The 15,640-nt window shown below is 69.1% G+C and carries 17 protein-coding genes; 9 read left to right on the top strand and 8 right to left on the bottom strand.

Features of this window, described 5'->3' with window-relative positions; genetic code table 11:
• Window positions 1-76: 76 nt before the first annotated feature.
• Complete coding sequence (locus tag OIE67_RS46555; RefSeq protein WP_326632665.1) at window positions 77-637, top strand: GntR family transcriptional regulator; 561 nt, start codon at window positions 77-79, stop codon at window positions 635-637.
• A 271-nt stretch (window positions 638-908) separates the two neighbouring features.
• Here the strand turns inward: OIE67_RS46555 and OIE67_RS46550 are convergent, their stop codons facing one another.
• Entirely contained in the window at window positions 909-1,898 is a 990-nt protein-coding gene (locus OIE67_RS46550; RefSeq protein WP_326632663.1) for an NmrA/HSCARG family protein, read from the bottom strand.
• Window positions 1,899-1,990: 92 nt separating this feature from the next.
• Here OIE67_RS46550 and OIE67_RS46545 point away from each other — a divergent pair, with 92 nt between their 5' ends.
• Entirely contained in the window at window positions 1,991-2,464 is a 474-nt protein-coding gene (locus OIE67_RS46545) for a MarR family winged helix-turn-helix transcriptional regulator (protein WP_326632661.1), read from the top strand.
• A 96-nt stretch (window positions 2,465-2,560) separates the two neighbouring features.
• Here the strand turns inward: OIE67_RS46545 and OIE67_RS46540 are convergent, their stop codons facing one another.
• Window positions 2,561-3,298, bottom strand: a complete 738-nt coding sequence (locus OIE67_RS46540) for an SDR family NAD(P)-dependent oxidoreductase (RefSeq protein ID WP_326632659.1) — start codon at window positions 3,296-3,298, stop codon at window positions 2,561-2,563.
• A 346-nt stretch (window positions 3,299-3,644) separates the two neighbouring features.
• Between OIE67_RS46540 and OIE67_RS46535 the strand changes: the two genes are divergently transcribed.
• Together OIE67_RS46535 and OIE67_RS46530 are read left to right on the top strand one after the other, a co-directional pair.
• Window positions 3,645-4,397: an SDR family oxidoreductase gene (locus tag OIE67_RS46535; protein ID WP_326632657.1), complete on the top strand. Its 753-nt coding sequence runs from the start codon at window positions 3,645-3,647 to the stop codon at window positions 4,395-4,397.
• Window positions 4,398-4,549: 152 nt separating this feature from the next.
• On the top strand, window positions 4,550-5,569 hold the full coding sequence (locus tag OIE67_RS46530; RefSeq protein ID WP_326632655.1) for a ferritin-like domain-containing protein: 1,020 nt from the start codon (window positions 4,550-4,552) through the stop codon (window positions 5,567-5,569).
• Between the two features lie 47 nt (window positions 5,570-5,616).
• Here OIE67_RS46530 and OIE67_RS46525 read toward each other — a convergent pair whose 3' ends face one another.
• The 3 genes from OIE67_RS46525 to OIE67_RS46515 form a co-directional block, all read right to left on the bottom strand.
• Entirely contained in the window at window positions 5,617-6,507 is an 891-nt protein-coding gene (locus OIE67_RS46525; protein WP_407674783.1) for a helix-turn-helix transcriptional regulator, read from the bottom strand.
• Window positions 6,508-6,589: 82 nt separating this feature from the next.
• A complete protein-coding gene (locus tag OIE67_RS46520) occupies window positions 6,590-7,387 on the bottom strand; it encodes an SDR family oxidoreductase (RefSeq protein WP_326632653.1) in 798 nt (265 codons plus the stop codon).
• A gap of 212 nt (window positions 7,388-7,599) precedes the next feature.
• Entirely contained in the window at window positions 7,600-9,153 is a 1,554-nt protein-coding gene (locus OIE67_RS46515) for an extracellular catalytic domain type 1 short-chain-length polyhydroxyalkanoate depolymerase (RefSeq protein WP_326632651.1), read from the bottom strand.
• Window positions 9,154-9,398: 245 nt separating this feature from the next.
• Here OIE67_RS46515 and OIE67_RS46510 point away from each other — a divergent pair, with 245 nt between their 5' ends.
• A complete protein-coding gene (locus tag OIE67_RS46510) occupies window positions 9,399-9,869 on the top strand; it encodes a MarR family winged helix-turn-helix transcriptional regulator (RefSeq protein ID WP_326632649.1) in 471 nt (156 codons plus the stop codon).
• Window positions 9,870-9,916: 47 nt separating this feature from the next.
• Here the strand turns inward: OIE67_RS46510 and OIE67_RS46505 are convergent, their stop codons facing one another.
• From OIE67_RS46505 to OIE67_RS46495, 3 genes are all read right to left on the bottom strand, one after another.
• Window positions 9,917-10,855, bottom strand: a complete 939-nt coding sequence (locus OIE67_RS46505) for an aldo/keto reductase (RefSeq protein ID WP_326632647.1) — start codon at window positions 10,853-10,855, stop codon at window positions 9,917-9,919.
• 49 nt (window positions 10,856-10,904) lie between these two features.
• A complete protein-coding gene (locus OIE67_RS46500; RefSeq protein ID WP_326632645.1) occupies window positions 10,905-11,246 on the bottom strand; it encodes a winged helix-turn-helix transcriptional regulator in 342 nt (113 codons plus the stop codon).
• 168 nt (window positions 11,247-11,414) lie between these two features.
• Window positions 11,415-12,164 (bottom strand): SDR family NAD(P)-dependent oxidoreductase, encoded by a 750-nt coding sequence (locus OIE67_RS46495; protein ID WP_326632643.1) that lies wholly within the window; start codon window positions 12,162-12,164, stop codon window positions 11,415-11,417.
• Window positions 12,165-12,295: 131 nt separating this feature from the next.
• Between OIE67_RS46495 and OIE67_RS46490 the strand changes: the two genes are divergently transcribed.
• The 4 genes from OIE67_RS46490 (at window position 12,296) to OIE67_RS46475 (ending at window position 15,629) form a co-directional block, all read left to right on the top strand.
• Window positions 12,296-12,730 carry an Rrf2 family transcriptional regulator gene (locus OIE67_RS46490; RefSeq protein WP_326632641.1) on the top strand — a complete coding sequence of 145 codons (435 nt, stop codon included), beginning with the start codon at window positions 12,296-12,298 and terminating at the stop codon, window positions 12,728-12,730.
• 165 nt (window positions 12,731-12,895) lie between these two features.
• The gene (locus tag OIE67_RS46485; protein WP_326632639.1) at window positions 12,896-14,026 is read left to right on the top strand and encodes a sensor histidine kinase; all 1,131 of its coding nucleotides are present in this window, start codon (window positions 12,896-12,898) and stop codon (window positions 14,024-14,026) included.
• Window positions 14,023-14,625, top strand: coding sequence for a response regulator transcription factor (locus tag OIE67_RS46480; protein WP_326632637.1), 603 nt, complete (start codon window positions 14,023-14,025; stop codon window positions 14,623-14,625). The genes OIE67_RS46485 and OIE67_RS46480 overlap by 4 nt, the downstream gene beginning before the upstream one ends.
• A gap of 119 nt (window positions 14,626-14,744) precedes the next feature.
• A complete protein-coding gene (locus tag OIE67_RS46475) occupies window positions 14,745-15,629 on the top strand; it encodes an ABC transporter ATP-binding protein (protein WP_326632635.1) in 885 nt (294 codons plus the stop codon).
• Window positions 15,630-15,640: the final 11 nt, after the last annotated feature.

The following is a 15,640-nucleotide window of genomic DNA, read 5'->3' as shown; positions in this document are numbered from 1 at the left end:
GGACCCGCTTTCCGCCATCTTCGGGGCATTGGGCCCGCGCTTGTGTCCCATTTTTGCTACAGCATATGGTGTTGGCGTGGCATTCGATCCCTGGGGCGGCGTCTGGGCCACCAGCCTGGCCGACCAGGTGTACGCCTGGCTGCGCGCCGCGGTGCAGGACGGCACGCTGGCGCGCGGGCAGAAGGTCACCGAGCGGGAGCTGGCGGCCCGGCTCGGCGTGAGCCCCACGCCCGTGCGTGAGGCGCTGCGGCAGCTCATCCACGAACGGGTCGTCGTACGCACCGGGCCGCGCTCCCTGCAGATCGCGCGGTACGACCCCGAGACGCTGAACGAATGCGCCGAATCGCTGGCCCGGGTGATGGCGATCCTCGCCCGCTTCCACCAACGGATCGAGAGCGCCGCGGGCAACCCGGTCATGGAGGCCCTGCTCGCGCAGTCGCGGGTGTTCTCACGGGACGGACGGCTGCACCGCACCATCGAGCGGATCGACAGCCGGCCCGAACGCTTCATCCGCCGGTACCGGGAGCACCAGGCGCTCCTCGACGCGATAGCCGAAGGCGACGAGGAACGAGCCGACCACCTGGCCTACACCCACCACGTCACAGCCGCCCGCCGCCGCAGAACACCCCGCCCCTGAACCCCGCCCCTCTATGACGCCTCCTCCGGCCGAAGGAATCTGGCGCCGGCACCGCCTCCGTCTAGGGGCACCGCCGCCATCTTCTCCAGCAGATCCCCGGTGACGCCCGCAAGGCGGCCCAACTGGGCGACCGGTTATCCACAGGTCGCTCGTGAGCGCGGGCATGATCCGGACGTCGCTGGACCGGTGTTCCGGGTCCACTCCATGTGGCCGAGGTGGACGGGCCCTGCGGAGATGGGTGGTCTACTACATCCGTCGAGCAACTCACCGGCTACGACGGCGCACTTGAGGAGATGTTCGCCAAGGCCGGCAGGTGGGTGGTCAGCCACGTGTCGAATGACTGCAGGCTTGGGTTGAGCTCGCGCAGCTGCTCATAGTCGATGAGCTCGGCGATGTCCGGGGCGGCCGCGATCAGGTACTGGAGCATGTTGCCGACCTCGCCCGCGCCCGGGAACCCCGCGGCCCGGATCAGGTCAGGGCTGACCGACTGGTAGGTGACGGGCTCGCCGAGCGCCAGACTCAGGGCTGCGGCGTACTGCTCGCCGGTGAGCAGGGACCCGGCGACGCTCACCCGCCGGCCGGCCAGCCCGAGCCCGTGGCGGAAGATCCCCAGCGCGGTCCTGCCGACGTCCTCCGCGGCGTGTGCGGCCACCCGCGCCTCGCCGAACCCGAGCGGCAGCACCAGGGCGCCCGACTCGTCACGCCGGGGCGCGAACATGTCCAGGAACGCCTCGTAGTAGACGTTCGCCTGCAGGAAGGTGGTGGGCACGCCCGACTCCAGGAAGAACCGGTCGGCCTCGGCCTTGCCGTCGGCGTGCGGCACCTTGTACGAGCCCCCGAAGGTCGGCGTCCCGTCGCCCGGCCGGAAGTAGCCGCGGGTGTCGGGCAGCGTGGACCAGACGAAATGCCGTACGCCGGCCTCCTGCCCCGCCCGCGCCGCGTTGCCGGCCTGCTCCCGTTCCCTGGCGGTCGCGGGCCGTACCCGCTCCTCCTCGGGCGTACGAGGCTCCCAGAAGTTGGTCACCACGAAGGCGCCGTGGGCGCCGTCGAACGCCTTGCGCAGGCTGCCGGCGTCGTCGAGGTCGGCCCCGACGACCTCGGCCCCGAGTGCGGCCAGTTCCGTGGCCCGCGCCGAACCCGGGTCCCGGGTCAGGGCTCGGGCGGCGAACCGCCCGCTGCGGTCGTCGAGGATCGCGCGGACCAGCCCGCCCCCTTGCGCTCCGGTCGCGCCCACTACGGCGATGATCTGCTGCTCGCTCATGGAAACCAACTCCCCACAGGTAGGTTGATGTATCAACCTGACTACCGTACAGCGCCAGGTTGATACGTCAAGCAATGAGTAGGCTGGGCGTCATGGGATGGGAACAGGAACTCGGCGAGGCCGACCGGATGTGGCGCACGTACATCGAAATGGCCAAGCACCTCAACTCGCACCTGCAGCAGCACCTGCAGCGCGAGTGCGACCTGTCCGCGGCCGACTTCGAGGTCCTGGTCCGGCTCACGGAGTCGGAGCGGCGGGAGATGCCTGTCGCGGAGGTGGCCGCCGCGACCCAGTGGGAGAAGAGCCGCCTGTCCCACCAGCTCACCCGGATGGCGCAACGCGGGCTGGTCGAGCGAGTGGACTCCGACGACCGCCGCTACCCCGACGTGCGGCTCACCGACAAGGGTTACGCGGCGATCAGCAAGGCCGTCCCCGAGCACACCGAGATGGTGCACGCCCTGTTCGTCAACGTGCTGGGGCCCGAGCGGCTGGCAGGCTTCGCGCAGGCCTGCGCCGACGTGCTCCGCGCACTCGACCGGCACCGGGAGCGGGACTGCACGTTGTGATCATGCTCCCGCGCCGCCCCCGGTCCCGGCCCGCGGTGCGTCTTCCGCCGCGTTCGGGTGTACGGCCGGTGGCACGTACGGAGTGGCGAAGGTCGCCTATCGGGTCTGGTCGGTCGGGCGGATGAGGATCTCGTTGACGGCGACGTGCTCCGGCTGGGTGACCGCGTACACGACGGCGTTGGCGATGTCCTCGGACCGCAGGGTGCGCATGGAGGCGGCCATCTCCTGCGCGGCGGCCACCATCATGGGGTCCGTGTTGTGGCTGGTCAGCTCGGTGGCGACGAAGCCGGGTTCGACGACCACGACCCGGACGCCCTGGGTGGTGACCTCCTGCCGCAGTGACTCGGAGAAGGCGGCGATGCCGAACTTGGTCGCGGAATAGACACCGGAGTAGGCCGACGCGATCCGGCCCGAGGTGGAGGAGACCTGCACGATCGTGCCCCCGCGTTCCACCAGGTGGGGAAGACTCGCGTGGACCATGTACATCGAGCCGAGCAGGTTGGTCTCGACCATGCGGGTCCACTGCGTGATGTCCGCGCCCAGGATCGGGCCGTTGAGCATCACCCCGGCGTTGTTCACCAGGACGTCCAGGGCGCCGAAGCGCTCGACGGTCGCCGCGACCGCGGCCCGTACCGACTCCTGGTCGGTCACGTCCAGGTCGAGGGCCAGCATCTCATCGGGCGCCTTGCTCGCCAGCGACTCCAACCGGTCGGCGCGCCGGGCCGCGACCGCGACCCGTGCCCCTTCCGCTGAGAGGGCCAGCGCGGTGGCCTCGCCGATGCCCGACGACGCTCCGGTGACGAGGGCGACCAGTCCGTTCAACGTGTTGCTCATGTGCTTCCTTCGCAGAGAATCCCAGATTTCGGTCATGCCGCGACAGCTCGGCTGCGATCAACGAGGGAGCACGGCGTTACTCGCACTGGGCGAGCTGCGCCGTGTCCCCGCACGAGCGTCGGCTTGCCGGGGTCGCCCCCGGCCGCCAGCTAAGACCGGACAGGGGCCGGACTTGTGACAGCTGTCGCGAAAGAGGGGGCGTCGTGGTGAGGCGCGCCCGGTGAGGCGCAAATCGCACCCTTCGTCCTCGAACATGAGGTCGCCTGTCACAACCGAGGGGGCTGCCTTGTCCTGGCTGTCAGCGGGGGCGCACCACAGCGCCCCGAAAGGCAGAAAGGGAACAGCAATGAAGATCGTGGTGATCGGCGGGACCGGGCTCATCGGGTCGAAGCTGGTGAAGAAGCTGGGCGAGCACGGCCACGAGGCCGTGGCCGCGGCGCCGAACACCGGCGTCAACACGCTGACCGGCGAGGGCCTGGCCGAGGTGCTGAAGGGCGCCCAGGTCGTGATCGACGTGTCGAACTCGCCCTCGTTCGAGCGCGAGGCCGTGATGAAGTTCTTCCAGACCTCCACCGGCAACCTGCTGGCGGCCGAGGCGGCGGCGGGCGTTGGCCACCACGTCGCGGTCTCGATCGTGGGGACCGAGCGGATGCCGGAGAACGACTACTTCGCGGCGAAGATCGCCCAGGAGAAGCTGATCGAGAAGTCGGGCATCCCGTTCTCGCTGGTGCACTCCACCCAGTTCTTCGAGTTCGCCCGCGGCATCGCCGACGAGGGCACGGTCGACGGCAAGGTGCACATCGCGCCGGTGCTGTTCCAGCCGATCGCGGGTGACGACGTGGCCAAGGCGGTCGGCAGGACTGCGGTGGGGACGCCGCTGAACGGCCGGATCGAGATCGCCGGGCCGACCACGTACAGGATGGACGAGTTCTTCCGCAAGGCGCTGGCTGCCTGGGGCGACACCCGCGAGGTCGTCACCGATCCGCAGGCGCGCTACTTCGGCAGTGTGCCCGGCGAGCGCTCGCTGGTGCCCGGTGACGGCGCGCAGCTCGGCACCATCACCTACCGCGACTGGCTCGACCAGTCCACCGCGAAGTAGGGCCGGGCCCAGCGCGCCCGTCCTGAACCCCGGCGAAGTACCCGCGGCGACGGGCTGGTGCCGTCCCCGCATGAACCCAGGATCGAACCAGACCGCCGGCCGACCGGCCGGCGGTCCGATCCGCCATGCCGACAACCCGAGGATTGACACGAATGAACGACGCACGACCGGTGCGGATCGACACGCTCGACAGCCTGCGCGAGCACCTGCAATGGGCGATCGAGCTGGAGCACGCGACGCTGCCGCCGTACCTGACCACGCTGTACTCCCTCGACCCTGAGCGCAACCCGGCGGCCGTCGAGCTGGTGAGCGGCGTCTTCGTGGAGGAGATGCTGCACCTGGCGCTGGCCGCGAACCTGCTCAACGCCGTCGGCGGCACGCCGCGCCTGGACATGCCGGAGATGCTGCCACCGCACCCGCGCAAGCTGCCGCACAGCGATCTGGAGCTGTCGCTGGTGGCGTTCGGCCCGGAGGCGCTGGAGATGTTCCTGCGCCTGGAGCAGCCGGCGGCACCCGGCGCGCCGCCGGAGGACGAGGGCTACGAGACGATCGGGCAGTTCTACGCCGCGATCGAGCAGGGGTTGCGCTACCTGTGCGAAACGCTCGGCGAGAAGGAGGTCTTCTGCGGAGACCCGGCTCGGCAGGTGTACGGCGCCCGCTTCCGTCACACCGCCGGAGCGCTGTTCGCCGTCGAGGATCTGGAGTCCGCGCTGGGCGCGCTGAGGGAGATCGTCGAGCAGGGGGAGGGCAACGCCGGCGGCGACGTGTGGGACGGTGACCAGGACGTCCTCCACCCCGAGCGGGAAGAGGTCGCCCACTACTACCGCTTCCAGGAGCTCAAGCTCGGCCGCCGTTACCAGCGGGGCGACACCCCGAAGTCCGGACCGACCGGTGAGCAGGTCGGCGTCGACCCGGACGGTGTGGTCCCGATGACGCCCAACCCGCGGCCCGCCGAGCCGGGCAGTGCCGTACGGGCGGCGCAGGATCTGTTCGACACCAGCTACAGCACGCTGCTGAACCAGCTGGAGCAGGCGTTCAACGGTGACCCGAAGCGGCTCACGGACGCCGTCCGCACCATGTTCACGCTCAGGGCCCAGGCACAGGCCCTGATGGCGCTGCCCGGCGGCGCCGGTCCCACCTTCGCCTACGTGCCGCCCGAAGCACGTGGCTGATCCGCGAAAGAAGACCTGCTCGGAGCCGTGAACGCCGGTGGGAGACATCAGCTGAGCGCGTGAATCCCGGTCGCCGGCCGCTTCTGGCCGGCCGCCCACGACGCCAGCAGGGCCAGACCCTCCGCGGTCGCCGTGCCGGCCGGCGCGGTGTAGACGTTCAGGAGCAGGCCGGGTTCGGCGGGCATCTCCATCGACTCGACGTCCAGGTCGAGCCGGCCCACCACCGGATGGTGCACACGCTTGCGTCCGGACCGGTGGAGCCGAACGTCCTGAGATGCCCACCGCCGCCGGAACACTTCACTGCGTGTCGACAGTTCACCGACCAGGGCGATCAGCTCCTCGTCGTGCGGATTGCGGCCGGCCTCCATGCGTAGCTTCGCGGCCACGTCGAAGGCGATCCGGTCGTAGTCGACGAAGAACGTTCGTGCTGCTTCTGGATCGAGATACACGAACCGCGCGGTGTTCGCCGGTCGCCGCGTGCCGGTCAGCATCGGTGCATACAGGGCGCGGGCAAGGTGATTGGTGGCCAGCACGTCATAACGGCTGTTGCAAATCCACGCCGGCGCATCGGTGATGGCGTCGAGCACCTGCTGAAGCGCCGGACGTACGGTTACGGCGGGTCGCCGGCGGCGTGCACCGCCGGGCGTCCTGGACTGCCGCGCGAGGTGGAAGAGGTGATCGCGCTCGGCCTCGTCGAGCTGCAAGGCAGAGGCCAACGCGTCGAGCACCCCGTCGGAGGCGCCGGTGAGGCTGCCGCGCTCCATGCGTACGTAGTAGTCGACCGACACCCCCGCCAGCAGAGCCACCTCTTCGCGACGCAGACCTTTGACCCGGCGGTTGCCGCCGTAGGCGGGCAGTCCGGCCCGCTCGGGCGCGATCCGCGCGCGCCGCGAGCTCAGGAACTCTTTGATCTCAGTGCGCATATCGATCGTGGCCACCCTTGCACCATAGGGTCCGTCCGCAGGTGGAGGGAGGTACTGCGAGTACCCCCACCCCGGCCTGGAGGTGTGGCACAGCCTCTCAGGTGCCTGATGCGGTCGTGGCGATGCCGCCGTCGACCGGGATGACGGCGCCAGTGAGGTAAGACCCGGCCCGGCTGGCGAGGAACACGGCGATACCCGCCATGTCGTCGTCGCGGCCGAGCCGGCGCAGAGGGGCCTTCGCCGCGATCGCGTCGCCGATGGCATCGAGCGTGGACGCCATCATCTGCGACGGGAACGGCCCTGGGGCTACCGCGTTCACGGTGACGTGCCGCGGGCCCAGCTCTCTGGCGAGCACTCTGGTGAGTTGGTGGAGTCCCGCTTTGCTGCTGGCGTACGAGTAGTTGGGCGAATCGGCGACGTGGATGGCCGCGATGCTGCCGATGTTGATGATCCGTGCGGGATCATCGGCGGTGCCCGCCCTGCTCAGTGCGGGGAGCAGCGCCTGCGCCAGCCAGAACGGCGACTTGAGGTTGAGGTCGATCACCGAGCCCCAGGCCTCGGCCGGGAACGTCTCCAGCGGCTCGCGCCACATCGCTCCCGCGTTGTTGACGAGGATGTCCAGGCGCTCCGCCTTGACGAGATCGGCGAGACGCTGACACTCGTCGTACCTGGACAGGTCGGCGGGGATCGCTTGAACGTCGCCGAATTCGGACAGCAGACGCTGTGCCGCCGCGCACGCGTCCGCCTTGCGTGAGCTGATGATGACGCGGGCGCCCGCCTGGAGAAGGCCGCGCGCTATCATCATCCCGATTCCTCTGGTGCCGCCAGTGACAAGTGCGCATTTCCCACTCAGGTCGAAAAGATCTGCGTGAGCGGTGAACGGGTTGTCCGTCATTGGATTTCGTCCCATCTGTCGTTGCGCGCCTCCCGTGGATCCATTACTTCTCTTCTGTGTGGCTGGGAGCCGACTCACTCAGGCTGACAGGCGTCCTGAACGTCCGGGAGACCCTGGTGAAACAGGTACTGGGAGAGCCCCTCTTGCCTGGTGCGCCGGCTCACGCTGCCACAATTCCCTCCTCATTTTTTGATCGCGCGTGCGGCTGACGGTCAGGTGCAGGTGTAGCCGGACGGCAGGGCGGTGTCGCCGTTGGGCCTGCTCGCTTGGAAGCCGAAGCTGGTGGTGCCGGCTCCCGGCGCGAGCGTGCCGTTGTGGCTGACGCTTCTGACCGTGACGGTCTGGCCGCTGGTGCTGATGGTGGCGTTCCACGAGCCGGTCAGGGTGTGCCCGGCCGGCAGGGTGAAGGTGACGGTCCAGCTGGTCATCGTCGAGGTGCTGGTGTTGGTGATGGTCAGCGGCTGGATCACGTACCCGTTCCCCCACTGGGACTGCACGGTCGGAGTGGCGGAGCAGGCGCCGGTCGTACCTCCCTGCGTGGTGATCTGGACGGTGCCGGAGACCGATGAGACGTTGCCGGCGGCATCGCGCGCCCGGACCTGGTAGCGGTAGGTGGTGTCCGCGGACAGGCCCGTGTCGGTGAACGAGGTCGTGCCCGAGGTGGCGACCTGGGTGAACGTGCCGCCCGTCGCGCCGGGAGCGCGCAGGATCTCGTAGCCGGTCACACCGGTGTCGTCGGTGGAGGCCGTCCAGGTCAGGCTGGTGCCGGTCGCGGTGGTGCCCGAGGCGGTGAGCCCGGCAGGGGCGGTCGGCGGCGTGGTGTCGGTCGGACTGGTGGTCAAACCGAAGAAGTCGATGGCGTAGCGGGCCATACCGCTCTGCGGAAGAGCATGCCCGGCGCCCTGGATGCTGTACGCCTCCACCTGCACGCTGCCGGACGGATTGGCGTACCGGCTGCGGTTCCAGCCTGCCTGCGGGGTGTCGGTGCCGGTCGGGGTCTGGCTCAGCCCGAAGACATTGGTCCACTGCTCGATCGACTCTCGCAGCAGCGAGTAGGGCACGAGGGTGTCGCTGGTGCCGTGCCACAGCTGCATGCGCGGGCGGGGCCCGGAATATCCCGGGTACGCCTGGCGGACCGCGTCGCCCCACTGCTGAGGTGTCCGGTCCATGCTCCCGCCGGTGCACCTGCTGCTTCCTGGCGGGTAGTCGGAGGCGCCGGCGAAGCAGTTGAAGGGCACACCCATGAAGGAGGCCCCTGCCTTGAACACGTCCGGGTGGACGGCGAGCATGTGCTGGGTCATCATGCCGCCGGACGAGCTTCCAGTGGCGTAGACCCGGTTCGGGTCTCCTTGATGGTTCCGCTCGACATAGTCGATCATCGAGATGATCGAGACCGGATCGCTGCCGCCGCCGCGCTGCTTGGCCGCGTCCGACCAGGTGTCGAAGCAGTTGCCGAACCCCGCCGACTGGGTGGCGGTCGGGTAGATGACGATGAAGCCGTATCGATCCGCCAGCGAGGCGAACTCACTGCCCTGGTAGAAGCCGGGACCGGAGCCACCGCAGCCATGCATCGCGACCACGATCGCCGGCGAGGCCGGGCGCGAGTCTGGCACATAGAGGTGCATCCGCATGTTGCCCGGGTTGCTGCCGAAGCTGGTCACCTCCACCAGAGTGGCGGCGAGGGCCGGCGATCCGAGTACAACGGTCATGACGGCAAAGAGCGCTGCGGCGCAGACACCGGCCAGCACCGTGGTCAATCGTCTCATTCGCGCTCCTCCTCTCCATGTCCGCGGCGCGCCGCGGATCGGTCCGCCGCGTATTGACGTCGGTCGCTGGAAAATAAAAGGGCGGCGATCCACCGTCAATGCACGCCTGGTGCGCTCGCCCGCCGGTTCACCTGGCAGTGAGCCGTTTCCCCTGGTTATCAAGTACCTTGCTATCAAGGTCCTTGATAACGGGGTGGGAAACTTACATCGGAGCCCGTGCTTACGGGGCGCGATATCGTCTCCTGGTGACCGATCCGGGTGTCCCCGCCGCCGCCGCGCCGGACGCACCGCCGCCCCGTGTGAGCTACCTGGTGTTCCGGCTGGAACGCCGCATCCGCGCCTGCCTGGATGAAGCGCTCGCCCGGCACGGCATGACGACCACCGGATACATGGCGCTCAGCGAGCTGCGCCTGCGCGACGCCCCATCCTCGGCCGACCTGGCCCGTATCGCCTTCGTCACTCCGCAGGCGATGAACCTGGTCATCCGCGATCTCGAACAACGCGGCCTGATCCGCCGCGACCCGCATCCCCGTGGCGGCCGCGCTCTGCGCACCCGCCTCACCCCGAAGGGTCTGACCACCCTCCGGCGATGCGACCGCTCCCTCGACAGCATCGAAGCCGTCATGCTCGCCGAGATCGACGACCCGGACCGCACGACACTCGCGGAAGCGCTCACGCTGTGCGCCCGAGCCCTCCACCCGGACCCGCGCCCCTGACCCCGGTCCTTCGCTCGCAGCAGCAGAGATGGCTTGTCGATGTTGGCCTATGCCCAGGCGCTGGCCTTGTCCAGCAGGGCGACTTCGTCGGTGGTGAGCCGTAGCGTCAGGAACGGGAGCAGGTCGGCAAGCTGGTCCGGGTTGCGGGCGCCGGCCAGGGGAGTGGCCACGGTGGGCTGGGCGGCCAGCCAGGCGAGCGAGACCGCCGCGATCGAGGTCTGGTGCGCGGCGGCGACCTCGTCCAGGGCCGTCAGCACCGCGGGGCCGTTGCCCTCGAGATGAGCGCGTGCCCGGTCGGCGCGGGGACTGTCCACCTGCGGGCCGCCGGGGCGGTACTTCCCGGTGAGGAACCCGCGTGCCAGCGCGACGTAGGGCAGGCAGGCCAGCCCGGTCCGGGCGATGGTGGGTGCCAGATCTCGTTCGTAGCCCTCGCGCTGCACCAGGTTGTACTCCGTCTGCAGGGCGACGTACGGCGCCAGCCCTTCGCGTGCCGAGATCTCCAAAGCCGCTGACAACCGGTCCGCGGTGATGTTGGACGCCGCGATGTGCCGGACCAGGCCGGCCCTCACCAGCGCGTCGAACGCACCGAGCGTCTCGGCGAGCGGGGTGCTGGGGTCGTCCACGTGCGCGTAGTAGAGGTCGATGTGGTCGATCCCCAGACGTCGCAGCGAATCCTCGGCGCCGCGCCGGATCGTCCGCGCCGCCAGATCGTCCAAGCCCGGAAGGGCTCCGACCTTGGTCGCGATCACCATCTGGTCCCGGTTGCCGCGGGCCTTCATCCAGCGGCCGATGATCCGCTCTGATTCGCCGCCGCTTCCGCCGGGTATCCAGTGGCTGTACATGTCCGCGGTGTCGATGAAGTTGCCGCCCGCCTCGGCGTAGGCGTCCAGCACGGCGAACGAGGTGTCCTCATCGGCCGTCCAGCCGAAGGCGTTGCCCCCCAGGCACAGCGGTGACACCTCCAGGTCACTGTCTCCGATCTTCATGGCGGCAACGTTAGGAGGCCGTGGGGAACCCGCTGGTTCCCCACACAGGTCAGCCGCCGTCGGAGTCTGCGATCTCGTCGGCGTGCTCCTCGGCCCACCGGGCGAGCACCGACACCGGCCCGAGCAGGCTCTGGCCGAGAGGAGTCAGCCGGTACTCCACGCCCGCAGGCGCGGTGGGCAGGGTTCGCCGCTCCACGAGGTTGCCGCGCTCCAGTTTGCGCAGCGTCTGGGTCAGCATCTTGTTGCTGATCCCGCCGATCCGGCCGCGCAGTTCGGTATAGCGCAGCGGACCGCGCCCCAGCCCGAACACGACGACGACGGCCCAGGTATCGGCCACCAGATTCAAGGTGGTACGGGCGGGGCAGTCGGCCAGGAACACGTCGGATCTCATGAGAACGCCCTGCGCGAATCGTGTGTGATCTCGCTGCCGAGCAGCGTCTCCAGTCGCTGCGAACGGAAGGTTGTCATGTCCGGGCACAGTACGCGTCGTGGCTGACAACGTCCCGTCGAAATCGTTCTGAGTGCGGGATCCAGCGGGGTGAGCGGGCGGGGCCGCGGGTCAGGCGTTGTAGCCGCCGTGGGCGTCCAGCACGGCGCCCGTGACGTACGACGCGGCGGGGCCGGCCAGGAAGGCGATCGCCGCCGCGATCTCGTCGGGGTGTCCCAGGCGCTGCAGGGACAGTGAGCTGAGCAGGGCCTTGAGGGTCTCGGGGTTCGGCGTCTCCATGCCGCCCACCATCAGCCCGGCTTCCACCACGTTGGCGGTGATGCCTCGGGAGCCGAGGTCGCGGGCGACGCCCATGGTGTATCGCTCGACCCCCGCCTTGGTCGCCGCGTAGTCGGCCACGCCCGGGACGCCGGCTCGAGTGCCCAACCCGGAACTCACCGTGACGACGCGGCCGCCCTCGCGCAGCACTCGGGAGGCGGCCCGGATGACGGCGATCACCCCGAGGTAGTTGGTGGCGTGCATCCGGTCCAGCGCGGCGGTGTCGGCAGCTGGGTCGTCCACCGTCCCGCTCACCGAGATCGCCGCGTTGTTGACCAGGATGTCCAGGCCACCGAAGTGTGCGATCACGTCGTCGATCAGCGCCGGGGCCTGGCTCACGTCCGCCTGGTCGGACTTGAACGCCACGACCTTCGCGCCCTTGTCGCGTACCTCGTCGACGACGTCCTGCGCCTGCTTGTCGGAGCTGATGTAGGTGAACGCGACGTCGGCGCCCTGCTCGGCAAGCAGCCTTACGGTGGCGGCTCCCAGCCCGCGGGATCCTCCGGTGACCAGGGCGACCTTGCCTGTCAGCGGCTTGTTCATTGTTTCTCACCTCACTGGTTGACCTCTTCCGGCAGTCGAAACATTAACGGTTACGACAGATTGTCGCAACTGTAGTTGTTACGACAGGCGTTGTCGTAACATCAGGAGTTGCGACCGGGAGGAACGAGTTCATGAGCGCCAACAGCAGGTTGACCATCGCCGCCCACGCGCTGGCCTGGATCGGCCTCTACCAGCGCCAGGGCCATGAGGTCGCCACCTCCGAGCAGATCGCGCCCAGCGCGAACACGAATCCCGTGGTGATCCGGCGCCTGCTCGGCGACCTGCGCAGGGCGGGGCTCGTGGAGTCCCGGCGCGGGGTGGGTGCGGGCTGGTCGCTGGCGCGCGACCTGGAGTCGATCACGCTGCTCGACGTGTACGAAGCGGTGGAACCCGGTCCGCTGTTCGCGCTGCACCGCGCGGCCCCGGACCCGGGATGCGTGGTGGGTCACGGCATCCAGCCGGCGATGCAGCGTATCTACGACGGCGTCGAGGAGGCCCTCCGGCGTGAGCTGGCCCGCGTCACGCTGGAGGACGTACTCCAGGATGTCCTCGCGGCACCTCGCTGAACGGTCCTGCCCGTGAGCCCTTCGGGGCCAGTGACTGAGGCAGAGGTCGCCGGCGCGATCGAGGGCTTCCGTCCGGTCAACGCGGATCGCTGCTTGTCATACCCTCGACGTCAGTGACCTGAGCTGAGGAGCAGACCCCTGCCGTTCGATCCCGGAGAGCCACCCATGGACACCGAGCCTGCGCAGGGGCAGCTCCGCAGGCTCAACCTCACCATGTTCCTGCCGTTGCTCGCCGTGGTCGGGGCGATCTCGGTGGCGGACTACGCCCGGTCCTGGTGGGAGGCCGTCGTCCTCGGTGCCGGTGTGGTGGCGACCATGGTCTGCTTCACGCGGTGGGCGGCGGGTGATGTGCTGCGCGTCGCGCTCCCCTGTCTGGTCGTCACCGCGGCCGTGTGGCCCTTCGCGGTGCTGGTGGTCGGCAGCTCGGCGGCGTTCTTCGGCGTCTCCTGTGTGGGCTCCTACGTCATCCCCCAGTTGCCTCGGTACCGGGTGGCGGCGGTCGCGGCGCTCGCCGTCTACGTCGGCGTGGTGGGCGCGACGCGGCTGCTGGTGTCGCATGAGGACGTTCCCGGTGTGCTGTTCCAGTTCGTCCTCGTCCCCGTCGGCGTCACCGTGGTGATGGTCGGGCTGATGTTCCCCAACAAGGGGTTCTACGACGTCGTCGACGAGTTGGAGGAGGCACGCGAACGGGAGGCGGAGTTGGCCGTCATCCGCGAACGCGTCCGGTTCGCCGGTGACCTGCACGACATCCAGGGGCACACGCTGCACGTGGTGAAGTTGAAGACCGCGCTCGCGCAGAAGCTGGTGGACGGCGACACCGACGCCGACACCGAACGAGCCAAGCAGGAACTGCGCGAGATCCACGCCCTCGTCAGCGAAACCATCGCCCAGACCAAGGAACTCGCCTACGCGCGGCGACGGCTCAACCTGTCCGCCGAGTTGGAGAACGCGCGCAGCCTCTTCGAGGCCGCCGGCATCAGGGTGCGCGTCAACCGCGAGGCCGACGTCGACCAGGACGCGAGCGAACTGCTGGGCCAGGTCCTCCGCGAGACGACCACCAACATCCTTCGCCACGCCCAGGCCACGCGCGTGCGGATCACCCTGTCGGCGACGAGCATCACCATCGTCAACGACGGCGCCCAGCGCGCACCACTGCCCGAACTCCGGGGGCTGGCCGCCCTGCGGCAACGCGTCGCCGGCGACGGCGGTGAACTGACGGTCGAGCAGGACGATGGACGGTTCCTGACCGCCGCGACCCTGCCGCACCGACGTTCACAAGCACAGGAGAACCGATGACCACGGTGGTACTCGCCGACGACGAAGCCCTGCTGCGCAAGGCGATGGCCGCGCTGCTGCCGCTCGAGGGCGAGATCACCGTGCTCGCCGAGGCCGCGAGCGGCGAGAGCGCCGTCGACGCCACCTTGCGGCACCAGCCCGACGTGCTCGTCATCGACCTGGAGATGCCCGGCGTGGACGGTCTCGGCGCTGTCGCCGAAATCCGCCGCACCCGGCCGAACCAGGTCATCCTCATGCTCACCCGCCACGCCAAACCCGGAGTGCTCCGCAAGGCACTCAAACTCGGCGTCCAGGGCTTCGTCACCAAGTCGGCCGAACCGGCGCACATCGCCAAGGTCATCGCCACCCTGCACGAAGGAAGGCGCTGGATCGACCCGGACGTCTCCGCACTGGCCCTCGTCGACGACTGCCCGCTCACCGACCGCGAGCTCGACGTGCTGCGCGTGACCCGTGACGGCTACTCGGTCGCCGACATCGCCGCCCAGCTCCACCTCGCGGAAGGCACCGTACGCAACTACCTCTCCAACGCCATGCAGAAAACCCAGACCCGCACCCGGCACGAAGCCGCCCGGTACGCTCGCGAACACGACTGGCTGTAACAGCCGGGACGTCCGGCACCAGTGACGTGGTGTCATGTGTTCACTCGACGGAATGTCATCGCAGATCAGTGACGTGGCCGCACTGCCGTTCTGGGGGCGGTGGCACTGAGATGTCAGGTATGACTTCCACGGCAGTGATCGATGTCGAGCGGTTGGACCTGAAGTACGGCGACTTCCACGCGGTGAAGGATCTGTCCTTCCAGGTGCGGCGGGGTGAGTTCTACGCGTTGCTGGGGACGAACGGTGCGGGTAAGACCTCGACGCTGGAGACGATCGAGGGGCATCGTGTGCCCACGTCGGGGACCGTGCGGGTGCTGGACCAGAGCCCGCTGGATCGGGCGGCGGTGCGGCCGAGGATGGGCATCATGTTGCAGGAGAGCGGCTTCAGCCCGGATCTGACGGTGCGGGAGTCGATCGGGCTGATCGGTGCGCTGACCCGGCGGCAGGACCGGCTGCAGCGAGTGCTGAGCATCGTGGACCTGACGAGCAAGGCGGGCACGAAGGTGTCGCAGCTCTCGGGTGGGGAGAAGCGGCGGCTGGATTTCGCGACGGCGGTGTGGGGGACGCCGGAGCTGGTGTTCCTGGACGAGCCGACGACGGGGTTGGACATCCAGTCGCGGGACGCGCTGTGGGACGCGGTGGACAAGCTGCGTGAGGACGGCTCCACGATTGTGCTCACCACGCACTATCTGGAGGAGGCGCAGCAGCGCGCGGACCGGATCGGGCTGATGCACCGGGGGACCTTTCACCAGGAGGGCACCGTGGCGGAGCTGACGCGGACGTTGCCCGCGGTGATCCAGTTCAGGCTGCCGGGGACGTCGCCCGCGCTGCCGCTGCCCGGCCGCCGCGAGAGTGGTGACACGTTCCTGATCGAGACCCACCAGCTGCAGAAAGACCTGTTCGTCCTGCTGCGATGGGCACAGGACAACGCGATGGAGCTGCGGGAGCTCACAGCCGGGCCGACCCGGCTCGACGATGTCTTCCGCGCGATCAACAACCACTGACGGCTTTCTCG

Source organism: Nonomuraea fuscirosea (assembly GCF_035917475.1).
Classification (GTDB): domain Bacteria; phylum Actinomycetota; class Actinomycetes; order Streptosporangiales; family Streptosporangiaceae; genus Nonomuraea; species Nonomuraea fuscirosea.
Note: the sequence above shows the minus strand (reverse complement) of the source record. Positions and strands in the feature narration are given on the sequence as shown.